This window comes from Desulforamulus profundi, assembly GCF_002607855.1.
The window spans coordinates 1-16,683 of the sequence record NZ_AWQQ01000042.1 but is presented as its reverse complement, the minus strand read 5'-3'; the positions used below and the strand labels follow the sequence as shown (position 1 = coordinate 16,683).

The 16,683-nt window shown below is 49.5% G+C and carries 22 protein-coding genes and 1 pseudogene; 11 read left to right on the top strand and 12 right to left on the bottom strand.

The genetic code is table 11. The annotated features are described in order from the left end of the window. Positions 1-12 precede the first annotated feature (12 nt). Positions 13-846 carry a polyamine aminopropyltransferase gene (gene speE, locus P378_RS06130; RefSeq protein WP_099082639.1) on the bottom strand — a complete coding sequence of 278 codons (834 nt, stop codon included), beginning with the start codon at positions 844-846 and terminating at the stop codon, positions 13-15. A 21-nt stretch (positions 847-867) separates the two neighbouring features. Next, entirely contained in the window at positions 868-1,329 is a 462-nt protein-coding gene (locus P378_RS06125) for a pyruvoyl-dependent arginine decarboxylase (RefSeq protein ID WP_099082638.1), read from the bottom strand. A 208-nt stretch (positions 1,330-1,537) separates the two neighbouring features. Here P378_RS06125 and P378_RS06120 point away from each other — a divergent pair, with 208 nt between their 5' ends. Continuing rightward, a complete protein-coding gene (locus P378_RS06120; protein ID WP_099082637.1) occupies positions 1,538-2,017 on the top strand; it encodes a hypothetical protein in 480 nt (159 codons plus the stop codon). Positions 2,018-2,155: 138 nt separating this feature from the next. Here the strand turns inward: P378_RS06120 and P378_RS06115 are convergent, their stop codons facing one another. After that, positions 2,156-3,019, bottom strand: a complete 864-nt coding sequence (locus tag P378_RS06115; RefSeq protein ID WP_099082636.1) for a TIM barrel protein — start codon at positions 3,017-3,019, stop codon at positions 2,156-2,158. Positions 3,020-3,155: 136 nt separating this feature from the next. Here P378_RS06115 and P378_RS06110 point away from each other — a divergent pair, with 136 nt between their 5' ends. Then, positions 3,156-4,736, top strand: a complete 1,581-nt coding sequence (locus P378_RS06110) for an ABC transporter substrate-binding protein (RefSeq protein WP_099082635.1) — start codon at positions 3,156-3,158, stop codon at positions 4,734-4,736. A 41-nt stretch (positions 4,737-4,777) separates the two neighbouring features. After that, complete coding sequence (locus tag P378_RS06105; protein WP_099082634.1) at positions 4,778-5,170, top strand: DUF1540 domain-containing protein; 393 nt, start codon at positions 4,778-4,780, stop codon at positions 5,168-5,170. Positions 5,171-5,191: 21 nt separating this feature from the next. On the opposite strand, the gene P378_RS19430 is transcribed toward P378_RS06105, so the two are convergent. Beyond that, positions 5,192-5,971, bottom strand: coding sequence for a hypothetical protein (locus tag P378_RS19430; protein WP_207654000.1), 780 nt, complete (start codon positions 5,969-5,971; stop codon positions 5,192-5,194). A gap of 242 nt (positions 5,972-6,213) precedes the next feature. Between P378_RS19430 and P378_RS06095 the strand changes: the two genes are divergently transcribed. Then, entirely contained in the window at positions 6,214-6,453 is a 240-nt protein-coding gene (locus P378_RS06095) for a hypothetical protein (protein WP_099082633.1), read from the top strand. A gap of 107 nt (positions 6,454-6,560) precedes the next feature. Here P378_RS06095 and P378_RS06090 read toward each other — a convergent pair whose 3' ends face one another. Further along, positions 6,561-7,583 carry a coiled-coil domain-containing protein gene (locus P378_RS06090; protein WP_238472950.1) on the bottom strand — a complete coding sequence of 341 codons (1,023 nt, stop codon included), beginning with the start codon at positions 7,581-7,583 and terminating at the stop codon, positions 6,561-6,563. A 271-nt stretch (positions 7,584-7,854) separates the two neighbouring features. Here P378_RS06090 and P378_RS06085 point away from each other — a divergent pair, with 271 nt between their 5' ends. Together P378_RS06085 and P378_RS06080 are read left to right on the top strand one after the other, a co-directional pair. After that, entirely contained in the window at positions 7,855-8,148 is a 294-nt protein-coding gene (locus tag P378_RS06085) for a hypothetical protein (RefSeq protein WP_099082632.1), read from the top strand. 89 nt (positions 8,149-8,237) lie between these two features. Further along, on the top strand, positions 8,238-8,750 hold the full coding sequence (locus P378_RS06080) for a gamma carbonic anhydrase family protein (protein ID WP_099082631.1): 513 nt from the start codon (positions 8,238-8,240) through the stop codon (positions 8,748-8,750). Positions 8,751-9,409: 659 nt separating this feature from the next. Here P378_RS06080 and P378_RS06070 read toward each other — a convergent pair. Next, positions 9,410-10,357, bottom strand: a complete 948-nt coding sequence (locus P378_RS06070) for a hypothetical protein (RefSeq protein WP_099082630.1) — start codon at positions 10,355-10,357, stop codon at positions 9,410-9,412. A gap of 100 nt (positions 10,358-10,457) precedes the next feature. Next, positions 10,458-11,513, bottom strand: a complete 1,056-nt coding sequence (gene fni / locus P378_RS06065; RefSeq protein WP_099082629.1) for a type 2 isopentenyl-diphosphate Delta-isomerase — start codon at positions 11,511-11,513, stop codon at positions 10,458-10,460. Between the two features lie 149 nt (positions 11,514-11,662). Between fni and P378_RS06060 the strand changes: the two genes are divergently transcribed. Beyond that, positions 11,663-11,911 (top strand): hypothetical protein, encoded by a 249-nt coding sequence (locus tag P378_RS06060; RefSeq protein ID WP_143338422.1) that lies wholly within the window; start codon positions 11,663-11,665, stop codon positions 11,909-11,911. Positions 11,912-12,012: 101 nt separating this feature from the next. On the opposite strand, the pseudogene typA reads toward P378_RS06060, so the two are convergent. Continuing rightward, positions 12,013-13,844 (bottom strand): annotated as a pseudogene (typA, locus tag P378_RS06055) (translational GTPase TypA). A 181-nt stretch (positions 13,845-14,025) separates the two neighbouring features. On the opposite strand from typA, the gene P378_RS21180 reads away from it, so the two are divergent. Continuing rightward, complete coding sequence (locus tag P378_RS21180; protein ID WP_238472949.1) at positions 14,026-14,199, top strand: hypothetical protein; 174 nt, start codon at positions 14,026-14,028, stop codon at positions 14,197-14,199. Next, positions 14,193-14,315, top strand: a complete 123-nt coding sequence (locus tag P378_RS21175; protein ID WP_238472948.1) for a TrkA C-terminal domain-containing protein — start codon at positions 14,193-14,195, stop codon at positions 14,313-14,315. Before P378_RS21180 ends, P378_RS21175 begins: the two co-directional genes overlap by 7 nt. 30 nt (positions 14,316-14,345) lie before the next feature. On the opposite strand, the gene P378_RS19425 is transcribed toward P378_RS21175, so the two are convergent. The 4 genes from P378_RS19425 to P378_RS06035 all read right to left on the bottom strand — a co-directional run bounded on the left by P378_RS19425 (position 14,346) and on the right by P378_RS06035 (position 15,421). Next, on the bottom strand, positions 14,346-14,522 hold the full coding sequence (locus P378_RS19425) for a hypothetical protein (RefSeq protein WP_180261001.1): 177 nt from the start codon (positions 14,520-14,522) through the stop codon (positions 14,346-14,348). 99 nt (positions 14,523-14,621) lie between these two features. Continuing rightward, a complete protein-coding gene (locus P378_RS06045) occupies positions 14,622-14,969 on the bottom strand; it encodes a hypothetical protein (RefSeq protein ID WP_099082626.1) in 348 nt (115 codons plus the stop codon). A 51-nt stretch (positions 14,970-15,020) separates the two neighbouring features. Next, positions 15,021-15,230: a hypothetical protein gene (locus P378_RS06040; protein WP_099082625.1), complete on the bottom strand. Its 210-nt coding sequence runs from the start codon at positions 15,228-15,230 to the stop codon at positions 15,021-15,023. Then, positions 15,227-15,421, bottom strand: a complete 195-nt coding sequence (locus P378_RS06035) for a cap-binding protein (RefSeq protein WP_099082710.1) — start codon at positions 15,419-15,421, stop codon at positions 15,227-15,229. Before P378_RS06035 ends, P378_RS06040 begins: the two co-directional genes overlap by 4 nt. Positions 15,422-15,559: 138 nt before the next feature. Between P378_RS06035 and P378_RS06030 the strand changes: the two genes are divergently transcribed. After that, positions 15,560-15,898 (top strand): phage holin family protein, encoded by a 339-nt coding sequence (locus tag P378_RS06030; RefSeq protein WP_099082624.1) that lies wholly within the window; start codon positions 15,560-15,562, stop codon positions 15,896-15,898. A gap of 247 nt (positions 15,899-16,145) precedes the next feature. After that, positions 16,146-16,349 carry an alpha/beta-type small acid-soluble spore protein gene (locus tag P378_RS06025; RefSeq protein ID WP_099082623.1) on the top strand — a complete coding sequence of 68 codons (204 nt, stop codon included), beginning with the start codon at positions 16,146-16,148 and terminating at the stop codon, positions 16,347-16,349. The last annotated feature ends 334 nt before the right edge of the window (positions 16,350-16,683 follow it).

Here is a 16,683-nt window from a genome sequence, read left to right as displayed (position 1 = left end):
GTTACCCTCCGATTATTTATTGATTAATTCATGCACAAAATTGGGCAGCACAAAGGCGGCTTTGTGAATGCCGTGGTTATAGTAGCGGGCGGGATAGTTTGGCCGGGTGCTGAAATCCACAGTCTCCGGGTCATGTTTCTTGGACCCCATGGTAAAACTCCAGCAACCGCCCGGATAAGTGGGAATAAAGGCCAGGTAGAGCTTGGTAATGGGATAAAGGGAGCGGATGTCCTTTTGCACCTTGGGAATTAATTTTTCATTATAGTAAGGCGATTCGGTTTGGGCCACAAAGATACCGTCTTCCTTCAGGGCTTCATAGCAGTTCTTATAAAAATCTCCCTCAAACAGGCCTACGGCGGGGCCAATGGGATCGGTGGAATCCACAAGGATAACGTCAAATTCATTCTTATGTTCTTTTGCATATTTAATGCCGTCTTCATAGAGCACTTCTACTTTGGGGTCGTCCAGGGCACCGGCGATTTCCGGCAGGTATTCTTTACTGGTTTCCACCACCCGGCGGTCGATCTCCACCAGTACAGCCTTTTCTACACTGGGGTGCTTGATGATTTCACGGATGGCGCCACCGTCGCCGCCGCCGATAACCAGCACTTTTTTCGGATTGGGATGGGTATTTAAAGCCACATGGCTGATCATTTCATGATAAACAAACTCGTCTTTGATATTGGTCATGATAATGTTGTCCAACCACAACATACGGCCATAGAGCGGGGTGTCTACGATGGCCAGGTGTTGGAATTCTGTTTGCTCTTCGTGCAGTACCTTGCTAACCTCCACACTTAAAGCAAGACCGGGAACAATTCCTCTTTCTGAATACCATAATTCCATGGATGCCAAAACCTCCTTCTTTTAATACCAAAGGGGAACTGCAGCCAGGGCGCAGCCGATTTTTTCCACCTTATGTTCCGTAGAAGCGATTTTTATCTCCTTTAGTTCCATCCCACGGGTTTCAAAGGCTTCCTTCACCATATTGGTAATGGCTTGTTCAGCTTCCTCTTTGCTGCACTTGCCGGAAAACTCCATAATCACGCCAAAGGTGTCACTGGAGTTGATGCCCACACCTACACAGGCGGAAATCACTTCCCCGGGCACGTCACTTACAATATAACCGTACGCAGTGGGGACCAGGGAACCGGGAGGCAGTACCAGGTCGGGGTCATGCTCGCAGCCCGGAGGCAGAATGCTGGACACCCTTAAAAGGTTAACGTTGCCTATACGGGCTTTTAATAAAGCGTTGTCAAATGCCGTTAACTTGCTTCTGCCTTCAGAAGACCCGGCTGTAACGAAATATTTCTTGGGAGTCGGTAGCATTCTCAGTTCTCCTTCCATTTTTGTTATTTCTTTCGATCATTTTCCCTGAACACAAAACATATTATACCAAACTCCGGTTAAAAATAAACTGTTTTTTTCCAAGACAATAAAATTATTGCAAAGCCAAGTTTTTTTGGCAGGAATGAGACGTTTATGGATGGGCAATCTAAATTTGAACGGTCAATAAATCTAAAAGGAGGCAGATCAATTGAAAACAATTACCGGATTTTTTTCCTTCCGTGAACAGGCAGAAAGAGCCATAAACGAGTTGCGCCAACAGGGATTTGACAAGGAAATCTCTGCGGTGGCCAAGGGTGAAGAAAAGAGACCTGAAGATCCCATGATTACCAATTTCACCGGTGGGGACCGTATAGCTGACGGCGCCACCGGCGGTGCTACCATTGGTGGGTTGGCCGGTCTCGCCCTGGGTGCCGGGGCTCTGGCCATTCCTGGTTTTGGTCCCCTGATCGCTGCCGGTCCTATTGCTGCCATGTTATCCGGCGCCGCCACCGGCGGTATTGCCGGAGGATTGGCCGACTATGGTATTCCTGCGGAAAAGGGTCGCGAATTTGAACAACGCATTCGCCAGGGCAAGATGCTGGTCTCGGTAAAAGCCGATGATGACAAGGCTGAACAAGCCGCCCGGACCTTACGTCAGGCCGGCGGGGAGAACGTGGAAATCCACTAATTACCCAATCAGGCAAAAAGGTACCTGGTACTTAAGTTATTTTGTATGGGTAGAAAAACAAATATTGTCCTACAAGTTATCTATAATTTACACAAAACATAATTACCAAGTAATAAATAAAGACGCCAACCGGCGTCTTTATTTATTGGGGTTCAATTTTTCATAAATTTGTTTAAAAACAAGGGCATCTTCCGCCTGTGTGCCGGCCGACTCACAGATGATTACGGGCTCCAGGGACCGCTCCCAAATAAGTTCTGCCAGAGGGGTAAAATCGGGGCCGTAAAGGTAGCTTTCCTTCAGTGTCCAGTGTTTTTTCTCGCCGGCTTTGGTAAATTCAATGGGGCTAAAATGAATATGCAAACCGGCAAGCGCTTCCTTTCCCAGGGTGACGGCAATCTTGTCCAGAACCCTGGCGAAATCCTCCTTGCTTTTAAGGTTTCCCTGAGTTACCGCATTCAAGTGGCCAAAATCAACACACGGCACCACCTTCTCTGCCATGGTGCATAATTCCAGTATTTCATCCAGGGAACCGATTTGATTCAGTTTGCCCATGGTTTCCGGGGCCAGTAAAATATCGTCCAGCCCTTCCTCCGCTGCATCCCTGAGGATTTCTTTAAACAAGGTTTTTGCCCGGTCAAAGGTCCCCCTTCGATCGGTCCCCGGTCCGCCACCGGGATGAAATACCACCGTGGTGGCTCCCATCCAGCGGGCCACCCGGAGGGAATCCAGGATATATCCTTTTGTTTTAACCTTCTTTTCAGGTTCTTCTGTGCTGAGGTTAATATAGTAAGGCGCATGGATGGACAATGCGACCCCATGTCGCCGTGCCCGCTCCCCTAATTCCCTGGCCATCTCCTCTTTAATTTTCACACCGCGACTGCACTGGTATTCATAGGCCGTTAACCCCATATCCGCCAACCAGGCCGGCATGTCCAGCGAACTTTTAAACCCCTGGGCATAAAAGGATTCCGGAGCCCCGGCGGAGCCAAACTTAACTGACATAAAAACTCTCCTTTTATATTATTCTTGTGTCTTACTTCTCCTAAGTCTTCAATAAACCCATTTTACATTGAAGGATTTTACATTAAATGGAAGAATTATTCAAATAGGCCAAACTCAGATAACGGGGGTAGAAACAATGCGCAACAAGCTTTATCAAATAGCCTTTTTACTTTTATTTCTAAGCTTTTTTTCGGTGGTCATCAACCATAACAAAGAACATCTGCCGGCTGCGGGTGAAAAAAAGGAAGTTCCCGGACAAATTGACCTTACCTATGCTGTCGCAGAGCCTGTTAAAAGCCTGGACCCCGCAGAGGCCAACAATTTATCCGAAGCAAAGGTCCTGGCCAATATTTTTGAAGGTCTGGTACGTTTTAAACCCAATTCAACCGAGATCGAACCCTGCCTGGCCACAAACTGGGAGGTCTCTCCGGACGGCCTTTACTGGACCTTTTATTTAAGACGGGACGTGTATTTCCACGATACCACCCCCTTTACTGCCGAGGCCGTCAAGCTCTCGGTGGAAAGGCAGCTTCCCCCTCACAAAAAGGATAACATGATCTATGGCAGCTTTACCTTCGGTATGGTGAAATCAATGGAAATACTTGATGATTATACCATTAAATTTAACTTGCGCTCACCCTATTCCCCTTTTCTCAGAAATCTCGCCATGCCCTGGGCGGCCCCTATCATAAGTCCTGCCGCAGTGAAAAAATTTGGTGAAGAGTTTAATAAAAATCCGGTTGGCACCGGTCCCTATTATCTGGCAGAATGGCGTGATAATACCCCGGTACTGGTGGCCAACGGGCGCTACTGGGGCCAAAAGCCCAGGATTCAATCCGTTGCCTTTTCTCCGGGCAGCCAGGAGCAGCGACTGAACTCATTAAATTCCGGTGCCTCAGGTATTGCGGATTTGGCGGCCCGGCAAGCGGAGCACATAAATGCAGAAAAAGTGTCTGTCATTTGCCGGCCCTCGCCATCCCTTGGCTACCTGGGAATGTTTAATAACCGGCCCCCCTTCAACAGCTCCAGAGCACGGCGGGCGGTGTGCATGGCCATTGACAGGGGCGCCATTGCCCAAGAACTGTTCGGCGACCCCTCGCTGGCTGCTAACAGTATTCTGCCGCCTAAAATCCTGGGCTATAACAGGGAACTTGAACCCTACTCCGGTGGAGCGCAAAGAGCCAGAAGTCTTTTGAAAAATTATGGTTACCCGGACGGCCTGGATATTACACTAATCACATATAATACCGTAAGACCTTACAATCCCCTGGGAGGAACGGAACTGGCCGGTATCATTAAAAAGCAGCTGGCTGAGGCCAACATCCGGGTAACGGTAAAATCCTATCCCTGGCACGAATTTAAATCCGCCCTGCGCAAACAAGAAGGAGATGCCTTTTTGTTTGGCTGGGTGGGGGACAATCTGGACCCGGACAACTTTTTATACACGCTGCTGGCCTCGGATGCCGTTTCCCAAACCAATCTAACCCATTACAAAAACAGTGAAGTAGATCGCCTGATCAGCGCTGCCCAGCAGGAGCACGATGAAAAAATCAGACAGAGGCTGTACTATCATGCCCAGCAGATCGTGCTGCAGGATACGCCGATGGTTTTCCTTACCTACGGTCAGGATTGTTTTGGTGTGGCCAAAAATCTTCAGGGAGTTGAAATAAATCCTTTTGGCATCCCTTTGTTTAGGAATGCTTATATTCAAAAATAATCGGGGCACACTATAACCCAAAATAAAATGAGGTGATTAAGATGCCCCACAAAAGTCCCAGAGTCGTATGCGAAGTCAATACCTGCACCCACTGGCTGCCGGGCGACCTCTGTGGCGCTGCCAACATTGATATTTTGTACGAAGAAGAAGGTCGCATGGCAGAAAAAGACGCCCATACGAAATGTAAAACCTTTTACAAAAGGAGCGGCCTGACCAGTTACCTGGGTTCCCTGGACAATGTAAACTGGGGAGGCCTGATTTCCGGCCCCTTCAAAGGAGGGCAGCAAATCACCCCCGCAGTGGTCTGCATCGTAGAAAGCTGCAAGTACTGGGTAAACGGTAACCTCTGTGAAGCGAATGCCATTAAAGTGACCGGCAGAAGCGCGGACGAATGCCAGGACACCAACTGCGCTACCTTTGAAATAAGACAATAATTTTTGGCCTTCTTTCAAAAATCAGGTATATGTTTTGATCTTTGGAAAAGAATATTGATAGGCTTTAGCCTGAATATTCCTATAGGAGGTCGCGGTATGAACCAAAGTATTCAGCAACTGCAAGACCGTATCAGCCACCTGCGCAATGACATCAATCAGATTGAACAAATCTGCAGCCGGCTGCAGCAGTCGGAGCAACAAAACAGCCAGCAGCTGCAGCAGATGGCCCAGCGCGAGGCCAATGCCGCCCAGCAGCTGCAGCAGGTTACTCAGACTGCCCGGCATATGAGCCAGGAAGTAAGCCAGGTTGCCGGCGCCCAGGCCTATCAGCCCGCTCAATTCGGCCAGTACACCACCCAGTATCCTGGCCAGTTCACCCAGGGCCAGCAGTTTGGCGGCTTTGGCGGCCAGCAATATGGCCAGACCGGCGGTAACGTCGGTGCTTTCAGCGCTTATAACCAGCAAAACCAACAGGGTTTCGGACAATTCGGTCAAACCGGTCAGACCGGTCAAACCGGCAGCCAGGGCAACATCATCAGCGCTTCCGTCACTCCGCAGGCCATGGGCAGTGTTGGCAACATGAGTCAATATGTGAGCGGCGGTTTCGGTGGCGGTTACGGACAAGCCGGTCAAACCGGTGGCAGCCAGTTCGCCGGTGGCCAGGGTTCGATGGGGCAATATATCAGTCCAGGCCAGTCCGGCCAAAACTACCAAAACCTTGGTCAGAACCTTGGCACCTATGGACTCAGCGCCGCACAGGCCAGTTACCTCAGCGGGCAGCTCGGGGCCTTTGGCGGTCAAGCCACACAGCCCTTCTGGCAGTATAATCAACAACAGTAACTGCCCAACCGGTTTTCTCGTATCCAAATTAGTAACGTAGGGGGCCTTATACAGGCCCTTTCTTCATTTAACGGTTGGACATACCCGGTCCTGTTTTACAAAGTAGGGAATGATTTGACAATTTATACCCCTTAACAGAAATAACTTGTAAGAAGTATAATAATCTTGCATATTGCGGAAAGTATTTACAGGGGGTGTAAATTTTGGCAAAGGTATTAAAGGAAGGGGCCGCCTACAATCAGCGGGACGTCATTGATATGCTGGCGGAATTCTCCGGCTTTAAGGACAGGGTAGAAAAGAAATTTAAAGAAGTGGCCAGAGAATTAGAAGGCAAGCCCAACGAGCACGACCTTTGGGTAAGCCTGTACCTGATCTCCAGCGATTATGCCGACGAACAGTCTTCCCGCCGTAAGGTGGTGGACCCGATCCAAAAAATTTCCTAACCGGTAACCGACCCTGCCCTCCGATCAGGCAGGGTTGTTTTATGCCGGGACAAGCTCAAAAACAGCTTTGCCTTCGTCAATTTGGATATCCTGCAAACGCCAGCCCATTAGGAGGCCCACCGGTAGATCAACCCTTCTTCCCCGGCAATCATGTCCACCAGTTCCCTATCGAAAGCCATGTCTCCCACCTGGATCGACTTGATTTTATAGCGTACATTTCCTCCGGCAACCGTCAGTTCTCCGGCAATGGCAAAATCCATTTGTTCCTGGTTGGTCCCCTTGATAATTAACAACTGATTGGCAAAAATGGCCTCCACCGGGTGCCCCAAACTTGTGCCGCTAAACAGCAGTTTTGATATGGTGCTGGCGCTGTATTCGGCCTTAACCCTGGTCCCCAGCCAGTGTAGGCGGTCGGGGCGGTATTGATCCCAGGGGGCGTCTTTAAACCTGGCCAGCAGGGTTTCCAGGGGTTTTAAGGTGTTGTGCAAACCACCCACCACGGTCAACACTTTGCCATGGTTTTCGCCCAGTTCCCGCCTGGTGGTCGCCAGAAGTTGCTGCTTGGCCAACCGGAGTGATTTCATTTGTGCTAACGCACCGGCCAGTTCCTTTTGCTGGTTGACCAACTGCCGTTCCAGTTTGTCAAGTTCTGCAGCCCTCTCTTTAACCTCTTCCACCGCCTCCAGGGTTTTATTTAAATCCGCAACCCCCCGGGATACCAGCATTCCCACCAGAGCCAGCCTGTTTAAAAAGTCCCCCAGGTTAACCGCCCCTAAGAGAATCATTAGATAATGGGTACGGCCTTCCATGTAGAGGTGTCTTAGCCACAGGTTCAGCCTCTGCCGGGCATGCTTCAAAATCTCTTTGGACCTGGCGAGCTGTTCCCTGGCCGCCGGAATGTTTGATCTGGTCTGCAAAAGACTGGCTTGAACCCGGGCATATTCCCTGTCCGTCCGGTCGAGAGCCAGTTCCATCTTTACCAGTTCGGCCACGATCTGCTGCTCCCTTTGTTTTAAAAGCCGGTGCTGCTTTAAAACCTCGCCGGTGCCCGCGGAGGCCAAAGGCAGATACATAGACTGCCATAACAATACCGGTATAATAACAAAAATAAGACACCTGCGAAGCTTCATTTTAAATCACCCTTCTTCCACTTTCATTCTAATGCACAGTCCTGCCGTTGACAATGCAATTCCATGCGGGGCGGGTAATTTACCGGCGCTCCACAGACCTGTTAATGGCATCTTAACGTAAAGTTAAATATGAACCTTAATCCTAAAATACTATGGTTTAACAGTAAACTATTTAATAAAAATTCCCAAAACTACAAAAGATAACATTCTTCCAATTGACATTTTCTGTTAATCGCAGTATAATCAACAAAAAATAGGAGGTTACCCTAAAATGACATTTGAAGTGTATTACCCCCGTTCAGAAAATTACGTCTCAGTCTCTAAAAACCACATCACCCTAAACCGAAACCTGGTAGCAAAGTTAAATGCTGATCACGTGGAACTTGCTTTTGATAGAGACAGCAAAGTGATCAGAATTACTGCAGCCTCACCTGACAGTGGCCTGATCTTAAATAAAACCCGCATTGGCGCAAAGGGCTTTCTGCAGTATTTTGGCATCGACAAGAAAGGTAAATTCCCCGCCACCTACAACGAAACAGAAAAGAGTATCTATATTCAACTATAAAGTTATCCCAACCATCATGGTTGGGATAACTTCATGATGAAGAGCGTGACCTGTTTATAAGAAGCACAACGTAAAAGGAGGTACATACGTTGATACTTCCCTATCTGGAGCATTCACCAAAGATACATGCCTCTGCGTATATCGCTCCCGGCGCGGTGGTGGTGGGTCGGGTTGATCTGCAAGAGAACGTGAGTATTTGGTATAATTCCGTTGTCCGCGGGGATGTTGACAGGGTGAGCATCGGCCGCGGCACCAATATCCAGGACGGTTGTTTGCTGCATCAGAACGAAGGCGTCCCTCTGGTCATCGGCGAGGAAGTAACCGTGGGGCACGGGGCTATTCTTCACGGTTGCACCATTGGTGACGGGTGTTTAATCGGGATGGGCGCCATCATTCTCACCGGCGCAAAAATCGGTCCGGAGGCATTGATTGGGGCGGGTTCAGTGGTGAAAGAGGGGCAAGAGATCCCTCCCGGCGTTTTGGCCGTTGGTTCGCCGGCCCGGGTCATACGCTCCCTTTCGGACGAAGAACGAAGCGGTCTGCGCGAATCGGCCCGCCATTACAGGATGATGGCGGAACAACACCGTGCCAATGCAAAATAAATTCCGGTAAAAAGCAAAACCAGGTGCACACCTGGTTTTGCCTGTTTTATTCACTTTGGTCGCAGCTGAGTCCCTTTGCGAACTCCTCTTTGGTCAGGTAAACAACGTCGTAAATGGCGTACTTGCGAAACTTGCGGTCCAATTCCTCTTCATAACGGTGACTGTAGACAATACCCCTGGAAACTGCTTTATCTTCAAAGCAAAGGGTATAAAGGTCACCTTGCCTCAGTACCCGGCAGGGATATCATGATTTTGGGAAAATTTAATGGCCGCAGGGAGCGCCCGCTCAAAATCCTCGGGCTCCATCGTAAAAGCAGGATACAGATGAGATCGCACTTGACAAAAGCTCCTTTCGTGTCATGCTTACCCTATGTGTATTCAACAAAGAGTGATTTTGCCCTTTAAGAAAATGGTGGCAAGAATGTCATTGATCAACCCGGCATTCTGAAAATTCCGGTAGGCAATCCATAAAAGAACCTGCTGTCCCAATACCCGGATAACCGGGTAAACAATATATTCCTTTGCTTCTTTAGTTTACTAAGAGAAATGACTTTATGTGCCAGTACAGATAACCTGTGACTTCGGTTTGGCTCCATATTTTTGCTGGCCGGGCAAAAAATACAAAGGCAAACCCCTGGCTTTTTTCTCAGGGGTTTTGCCTAATTGCAATCATCGGTTTCATCAAAAATGTGGGTATCGGTTATTTCAACCGAGGTTTTGCGGTTTAAAATTTCTTCCAGGCCATCACTGATCACTTTGTACCCCGCTTTCCCTTCATTCACCACCTGCAGCACAATCTTTTTTTCGCTGTCCTTGGAACTTTCCTGGTACCGGATGGTCAGGTACACCCAGAAAGTTTCAGGGCTTCCCCCTTCGGACCGTATGCGCTGCACCTTAATACGGGAAATTTGGGCGGCGATGGATTCCAGGTCAGCCCGGCGGTTGTCCGTGGGTTTATGCAGGGTTTTAAGGGCCAGCGTAACATCCTGTTGGTCCAAGGCGGTAATCAGGACCTCAATCACTTCTTCCGGGCCCATGGCAGTAATCATTTGTCTGAACTTGCCGGCCGCCTTCCAGACCATCATTTGATGGGCCAGTTTTTCTTTGCCGGACTGGTGGACCTTACTGTCCCGGAAATGGATACAAAAATGACCTTCAAAGTCGTTGCCCCGAATGGCGCCGGACCCGTGGGGCATCCCGTTCATGGAAGCGGCAATCCGGCGTCCTCCCACTTCCACCACCACCGCCTTCCGCTTCCAACTCCACTGGCCGTTATAAATCACCTTTAGAATGGCGGTGTCCCTGGTGGTCAGCGGCTCCACATCCGCATGATAGGTTCCTCCCCGGCGCTGCACCCGGAAACTTAAACTGGTGTCCACATCCACCACGGTGGCATTGGTATAGCGGTGGAAAATCTTATCCACCTCTTCCCAGCTTAAGAACTCCCCCCGCTCAATTTCCGGCGGCTCGCTGTGGGGCTGCAGATCAATACCGGGCGGTTTTATGTTCTCTCGCACCACGTTAATGATGGTAATCAAGCATGCCAGCACAACCAACAGTCTTAGCAGTTGTCTGGGTTTTACAATTAAAAATACCGAATTTCTCACCGGCCCGTCCCCCAAGCTTCCATCTACCAAATAATATGGTAGGCCGGTTTAATTATGCAGGTAAATTTTCAATCCGCTGTAAGAAAATGCTATTTGATTTTCAGAGTAGGCCCTGCCGCCTGGCATAGTGACTAACGTCGATGCCCCTGCGGCACATCCAGTGATAGGTTTGTCCTTCTATAATAACAGGGGCGTTCTTTAAATCCCGGACGGTCTTTGCGCCCAGCATGAGCATAACCCGGCGGATATCTTCAATGAGTCTGTCCAAATAAAGGGTTAGTTCCTCTACGGAACCATGGATTAAAATTTTCAGCAGCGGGCGGGCCATGCCCACCAGGAAGCAGCCCAGGGATAAGGCCTTAACGCAGTCCAGGGCATGTTGAATGCCGCCGGACGCAATCAAACAAACCTCTTCATTTTCCTCCGCCAGACCCTCCAGCAGGCTGACGGCAGTTGGGATGCCCCAGCTGAAGCCTGCATCTCTGCCCGAGCGGGCCTGTTCAATGGCCATAAAATCCGTTCCCCCGGCGCCGCCCACATCAATGAGCGTAACACCGGCCCCGGCAATACGTCGGATACTTTCCCGGGGCATGCCAAAACCCACTTCCTTGACAATCACGGGGACCTCCAACTGCCCGGCCAGGTGTCCGATGTTTTCCAACAGACCCCGGAACCTTCTGTCTCCTTCGGTCATGGCCAGTTCCTGGGGAGCATTGAGATGCAGCTGGATGCCGTCTGCCCGGATCATGGCGATGGCCTCTCGGGCCTCGGACAGGGAACAGTTGGCACCCAGGTTGGCCAGGATGACTCCGTCCGGATTGGCTTCCCGGACAACAGTAAAGCTGGACCGGGTAGAATGATCCTCCAGGGCCGCCCGCTGGGACCCCACCGCCAGGGCCACCCCGGCGGCCGCTGCCGCCCTGGCCAGGCCGTGGTTGATACTCTCAAGTTGGGGATGCCCTCCGGTCATGGCGTTAATTAACAGGGGCGCCTTCAGTTGTTTGCCCAGGAATACGCAGGAGGCATCCACATCCTCCCAGTCAAGCTGGGGCAGCGGGTTGTGCACCAGTGTTATATCATTAAATCCCGTGGCGCCTTCGACGCTGCTTTGCCCCAAGGACAGTTCAATGTGTTCCAGTTTACGGTTTAGTCGCAATTCCAAGCCCCCTAGTTGTGTCAGTCTCTTTTTCTGATTTCCGGCTCCGTTACTGTAGTATTTCTCCGACCCTGCTGCATTCCCTGCCGGAACGCCTGTTATTTGACATTTTTGTCTATCCGTGGCTAAATAATCATAAAGGCAGGGTTGTGGAAGAGAGCCGGTTCTTTACCAATAAAGGTCCGGCGGCAGAGGCCGCAGCCAAAAGCCCCGCCGGTCGTGTCTTTACAAATTTTGCCCGGCATCCCCTGGCCACCGTAAAGGAAACGGGTGCCGGTTATTTGGTAAGCTGGACGGATTTACGCTACCGGTACCGGGGACGCCACCCCTTCACTGCCTATACCAGGTTGGATAAAGACCTGAATATCCTTGACAGCGGCCTGGCCCAGAAATATTAGCAATAACAGAGAAAGGCAGCCCTTAAACAAGAGGCTGCCCTTTCGTATTTTAAGTAAAAATTTTTCTCTTAAACCCTTTCTCACCTCTAACTTCCCACTTCTCACTTCTCAATGGAGGCCAGTTTTTTCGCCCGGGACCTTTCGTTTTTATCCAGAAGTTTTTTCCGGATCCGGAGGCTCTTGGGGGTCACCTCCAGGAGTTCATCATCACTCAGGTATTCCAGGGCCTCTTCCAGGCTCATGATGCGGGGTTCCTCCAGTTTAACGGTGGCCTCGGCGGTGCTGGAACGGAAGTTGGTCAATTGCTTTTTCTTGCAAACGTTCACTTCAATATCCTGCTCCCGTACATGCTCCCCCACCACCATACCCTCGTAGACTTTGGTGCCGGGGGTCACAAACAGGGTGCCCCTGTCCTGTGCGGAGTGCAGTCCGTAGAAGGTGGCATCTCCGGACTCAAAGGCAATCAACACACCCTGGTAGCGCCGTTTGATATCTCCTTTATAGGTTCATAACCCAGAAAGGTATGGTTCATCACCGCGTGCCCCCGGGTTTCCGACAGCAGTTGGGAACGGAAGCCGATCAACCCCCGGGCAGGGACTTTGAACTCCAGGCGTAATTGCCCCGGACCGTTGGGCCCCATATTGATCATTTCACCCTTCCGGTTGCCCAAAATCTCCATTACCGGTCCCATTTTATCCTCCGGAATATCCACCAGCAGCATTTCCATGGGCTCCAGCAGTTCCCCGTTGTCCCCCCGTTTGTAGATGACCTCCGGCTTGGAGACCTGCAGTTCAAAGCCTTCCCGCCGCATGGTTTCAATCAAAATGGACAAGTGCAGTTCTCCCCGGCCGGCCACCTTCCAGACATCCGGCGAGTCGGTATCCTGCACCCGCAGGCTTACATTTTTTTCCATCTCCTTGTACAGCCTGGCCCTCAGTTTGCGGGAGGTGATATGATCCCCTTCCTGGCCCGCGAAGGGACTGTCGTTGACCATAAAGGTCATTTCCAGGGTTGGCTCATCCACCGTAATGGCCGGCAGCGCCACCGGGTTGTCCTTGTCGGCAATGGTTTCCCCAATTTTAATATCTTCCAGGCCGGATACCACCGCGATTTCCCCGCAGGACGCCCGGGGTACCTCCAGCCGTTCCAATCCTTCAAAGACGTAAACCCGCCCGACGCGGTAGTTCTTGAGATTGCCCTTATGGTCGATGACCGCCACCGTTTGACCGCCGGCAATGCTGCCCTGGGAAATTCTACCGACGGCAATGCGGCCAATATAAGAGTCGTATTCCGTATTGTTCACCAGCATTTGCAGAGGCGCCTCCGGGTCCCCATGGGGGGCCGGAAAATGGCTGATAATGGTCTCAAACAGCGGCTTCAAGTCGCTGCCCGGCACATCCGGGTCCATGGTGGCTGTGCCCTGGCGGGCAACCGCGTACACCACCGGGAATTCCAATTGTTCATCATTGGCCCCCAGCTCAAAGAATAACTCGTAAACTTCATCCACCACTTCATTGATCCGAGCATCCGGGCGGTCAATCTTGTTCACCACCACCACCGGCACCAAATTCAGTTCCAAAGCCTTGCGCAGGACAAAGCGGGTTTGCGGCATCGGCCCTTCCGAGGCATCCACCAGCAGCAGGACGCCATCCACCATTTTTAAGACCCGCTCCACCTCACCGCCAAAATCCGAGTGACCGGGAGTGTCCACAATGTTTATTTTGTATCCCTGATAGCGAACGGAAGTATTTTTCGCCAGGATGGTAATGCCCCGCTCTTTTTCCAGGTCGTTGGAATCCATGACTCTTTCCTGGACAACCTGGTTCTCCCGAAAAATGCCGCTTTGCTTCAGCATACCGTCTACCAGGGTGGTTTTGCCATGGTCTACGTGGGCGATAATGGCAATATTTCTTATTTCATTTAACGCTGTCATAAGCTCCTCCTCCAGGGCTGTACAAAATAATTTTACCCAAAGTCTAATTATATAACACCTTTGTTAAATTGCGTAGGAATATTTCGTTTAATTTCTCTATCAAAAGCACTTTGCCACCAACTTCTGTGAACGGGCCGGCGCCGACAGTGTGATTGCCCCCTCCACCCTGGGAGGCAGGCGGATGGCCATGTCAGCCATCAAGCCGGCCAGTGTTGCCTTTGTACAAACCCTTTTTGAACGCCATAATGTTTATTTCCAGTTGGAAGAATTAACGGTGAGCAGTCACTCATCCCTGGCCAACAAAGCCTTAAGGAATCCGGCCTGCGGGAAAAATACGGCTGCCAGCTTTTGGTAATCAACCGGGGCGACCATGCCGTTACCAGTCCCGGCCCGGATGACATTCTGCTTCCCGGTGATGAACTGATTGTCTTTGGTCCCTCGGATAAATTATCCGAACTGGAAAAAGCATAAAGAAAAAGCAGCCTGGTTTATGGCTGCTTTTTAACGTAACGAGTTCTGGTAGGGATAGTTTCCCCGCCGGCGTTCCCAGGGACGGCACATTTCAATACTGATCCCCTGTTTTGTTTCTTCCTCGTAAAGAAAACGGTAGACTCTGCTGCCGATGGTTGTTAGCCCCAAATACATCGCACCCAGTAGCGGAAACAGTACTTTTTTCATTTGACTAACACAACCCCCAAAAAATTCCCATTTTATCTCTACTTTTTTCGCCAGGGAGTTCCAAATTCCTTCAATTCATCCTTAAATTTGGCAAAAAAATTAGTTGTCAATTTGTATGGAGGCAGTCCTTTGAAATTCGTCTTGGCCGGGCTTTCTTACAAAAAGTTCATCCACCGACCCGTTATCCCACTTCAGCCGAATCTCCAGGGGCGACGCAGCGCCGGTGATGTCCAGTTTTGCCTGGCGCATCCAATCATCGTTTAATCGAACAAACACCAGCTCCATGCGGTTATTTCTAAACAGTTTTATTCTGGACTCGCCAACAATTTTATAAAAGACGGTATATTCTTTTAATTCATGATTAAAGAAATCCTGGTCTTCAATAGCAAACTCGATATTACCCTGAGTTTCCATATCCTCTGTAATCAAATCTACAATTTCACCCATCTGCCTCTCCCCCTCTTTTCGAACTTCGACCTCTAACCTCGAACTTTGAAACTAGCCGCAGGTGCCCCTTCTAAACTCCTTGATCGTTAACTGGACGTTGGGGTTATTTAAAATAACACGAAAGATGGACACAACATCATAGAGTTCGCTTCTCACTGTCTGCTCGGCATATTCCGTGGCAGCTTCTTCTGTATCAAAGCAGGAAATTTCATCGCACTGCCCGTTGAGGACTTTTACGACCGGATAAATATTTAAATTCATTCCACTTCCACCTCCCCGGTAATTTGATAATCAGGACACTCTTTTACATGCTCCTGAAAAGACTTTAAGGCCATTTCCAGACCGTCCGCAAAGCCGTTGTTGTACTCATTGGACGACATGCCCTGGATATAATGAAGGTAAATAATGGTACTCTTTTCCCATTTTTTAAGGCATTCCTGTAAAGAAGCCAAGGACGGCCAGCCCCCTTCCAAAAACAATGTTATTTCCCCAAAGTTTATTTTTTCTCCTTAAGTTGTGATTATCCTTCTGGCTGTTGCATTGACATGAAATCCCCGGACAAATTATGATGAAAGCGGAGGTGAATAAAAATGGGTTGGGTCCTCAGCTTGCTATTAAACAGCGCTGCTTTGCTGGCGGCGGACTATCTTATCGACAGCATTCAAATTGACGGTTTTGCTTCGGCTCTATTGGCCGCTCTGGTGTTGGGCTTTGTCAATACTTTTATCAGGCCAATCCTGGTCTTTCTTACTTTTCCCATGACCGTGCTGACCCTGGGGTTATTTATCCTGGTAATTAATGCTGTCACCTTTGGTCTGGTCTCCTGGTTGGTTCCCGGGTTTCACGTTTACAGTTTTGGTGGGGCTTTTGCGGGGGCAATTATAACAGGGGTCACAAGCTGGATACTAAATGCAATCTTTTCTGACTGATAGTAAACACCATTCAAAGTGAAATAACAAACAAAATCTAAATATGGTTTGTAAGTTATTTTTTTGAAATGGAAACCTTCCCTGATCCTATAATTACTGTCATAATTTATCTCGTATTTAAAATCCCTCTTTGATCATAATAAAGATAGACCCACACAATAAAACAAAACTCAAGGAGGGAATTTAAAATGGGTGAACGTAACACTAACCAACCTGTAACCCCCGGCGCAGCAACGCTCTGGACCAAATGAAGTATGAAATCGCCAGTGAGTTAGGTCTTTCCAACTACGCCCAAATTGACAAAGGTTCTCTGCCCAGCCGGGTAAATGGTTATGTTGGTGGTAACATGACCAAGAAAATGGTTGCCTTTGCTGAGCAGGCTCTGGCCAGTGGCAACATCTCCCAAATCATCAACGCCGCTCCTCTTGAGCAGCCCCAGCAAAGAGGTTAATCTGAACGGAAGGGAAACCGGCACAGCTTCTTCCAGCATAGGTACCGGTTGAGCCCTCACCGCAGCGGGAGAGTTTACGCTCTCCCGTTGTTTTATTCTGTATAAGGACACTAGCGTTGCATAAAACTTTCGCATAAATTAAAAGGTAATAATTGGAAGATATAATTGTATAATTTTGTAATTATTTGGGTGTATACACCAATTAACCCATTTTACTTTATGCTAAAGGAACAACCACTTAAGAGGTAGTCCTTTAATCCACATTTTTACAAATGATGTAATTCCTAGGCTATTATCGGGTCGTAAGTTAAATCATCCAGGTGGTCTGCTTCAC

What these genes read in the sequence shown, in the direction of transcription:
- P378_RS06090 (WP_238472950.1), bottom strand. Translation starts at nt 7,583, where the DNA reads ATGAAGCTTCGCAGGTGTCTTATTTTTGTTATTATACCGGTATTGTTA.
- speE (WP_099082639.1), bottom strand. Translation starts at nt 846, where the DNA reads ATGGAATTATGGTATTCAGAAAGAGGAATTGTTCCCGGTCTTGCTTTA.
- P378_RS06025 (WP_099082623.1), top strand. Translation starts at nt 16,146, where the DNA reads ATGAAGTATGAAATCGCCAGTGAGTTAGGTCTTTCCAACTACGCCCAA.
- P378_RS06085 (WP_099082632.1), top strand. Translation starts at nt 7,855, where the DNA reads ATGACATTTGAAGTGTATTACCCCCGTTCAGAAAATTACGTCTCAGTC.
- P378_RS06030 (WP_099082624.1), top strand. Translation starts at nt 15,560, where the DNA reads ATGGGTTGGGTCCTCAGCTTGCTATTAAACAGCGCTGCTTTGCTGGCG.
- P378_RS06125 (WP_099082638.1), bottom strand. Translation starts at nt 1,329, where the DNA reads ATGCTACCGACTCCCAAGAAATATTTCGTTACAGCCGGGTCTTCTGAA.
- P378_RS06040 (WP_099082625.1), bottom strand. Translation starts at nt 15,230, where the DNA reads ATGAATTTAAATATTTATCCGGTCGTAAAAGTCCTCAACGGGCAGTGC.
- P378_RS06105 (WP_099082634.1), top strand. Translation starts at nt 4,778, where the DNA reads ATGCCCCACAAAAGTCCCAGAGTCGTATGCGAAGTCAATACCTGCACC.
- P378_RS06045 (WP_099082626.1), bottom strand. Translation starts at nt 14,969, where the DNA reads ATGGGTGAAATTGTAGATTTGATTACAGAGGATATGGAAACTCAGGGT.
- P378_RS06115 (WP_099082636.1), bottom strand. Translation starts at nt 3,019, where the DNA reads ATGTCAGTTAAGTTTGGCTCCGCCGGGGCTCCGGAATCCTTTTATGCC.
- P378_RS06110 (WP_099082635.1), top strand. Translation starts at nt 3,156, where the DNA reads ATGCGCAACAAGCTTTATCAAATAGCCTTTTTACTTTTATTTCTAAGC.
- P378_RS19425 (WP_180261001.1), bottom strand. Translation starts at nt 14,522, where the DNA reads ATGAAAAAAGTACTGTTTCCGCTACTGGGTGCGATGTATTTGGGGCTA.
- P378_RS21180 (WP_238472949.1), top strand. Translation starts at nt 14,026, where the DNA reads ATGGCCATGTCAGCCATCAAGCCGGCCAGTGTTGCCTTTGTACAAACC.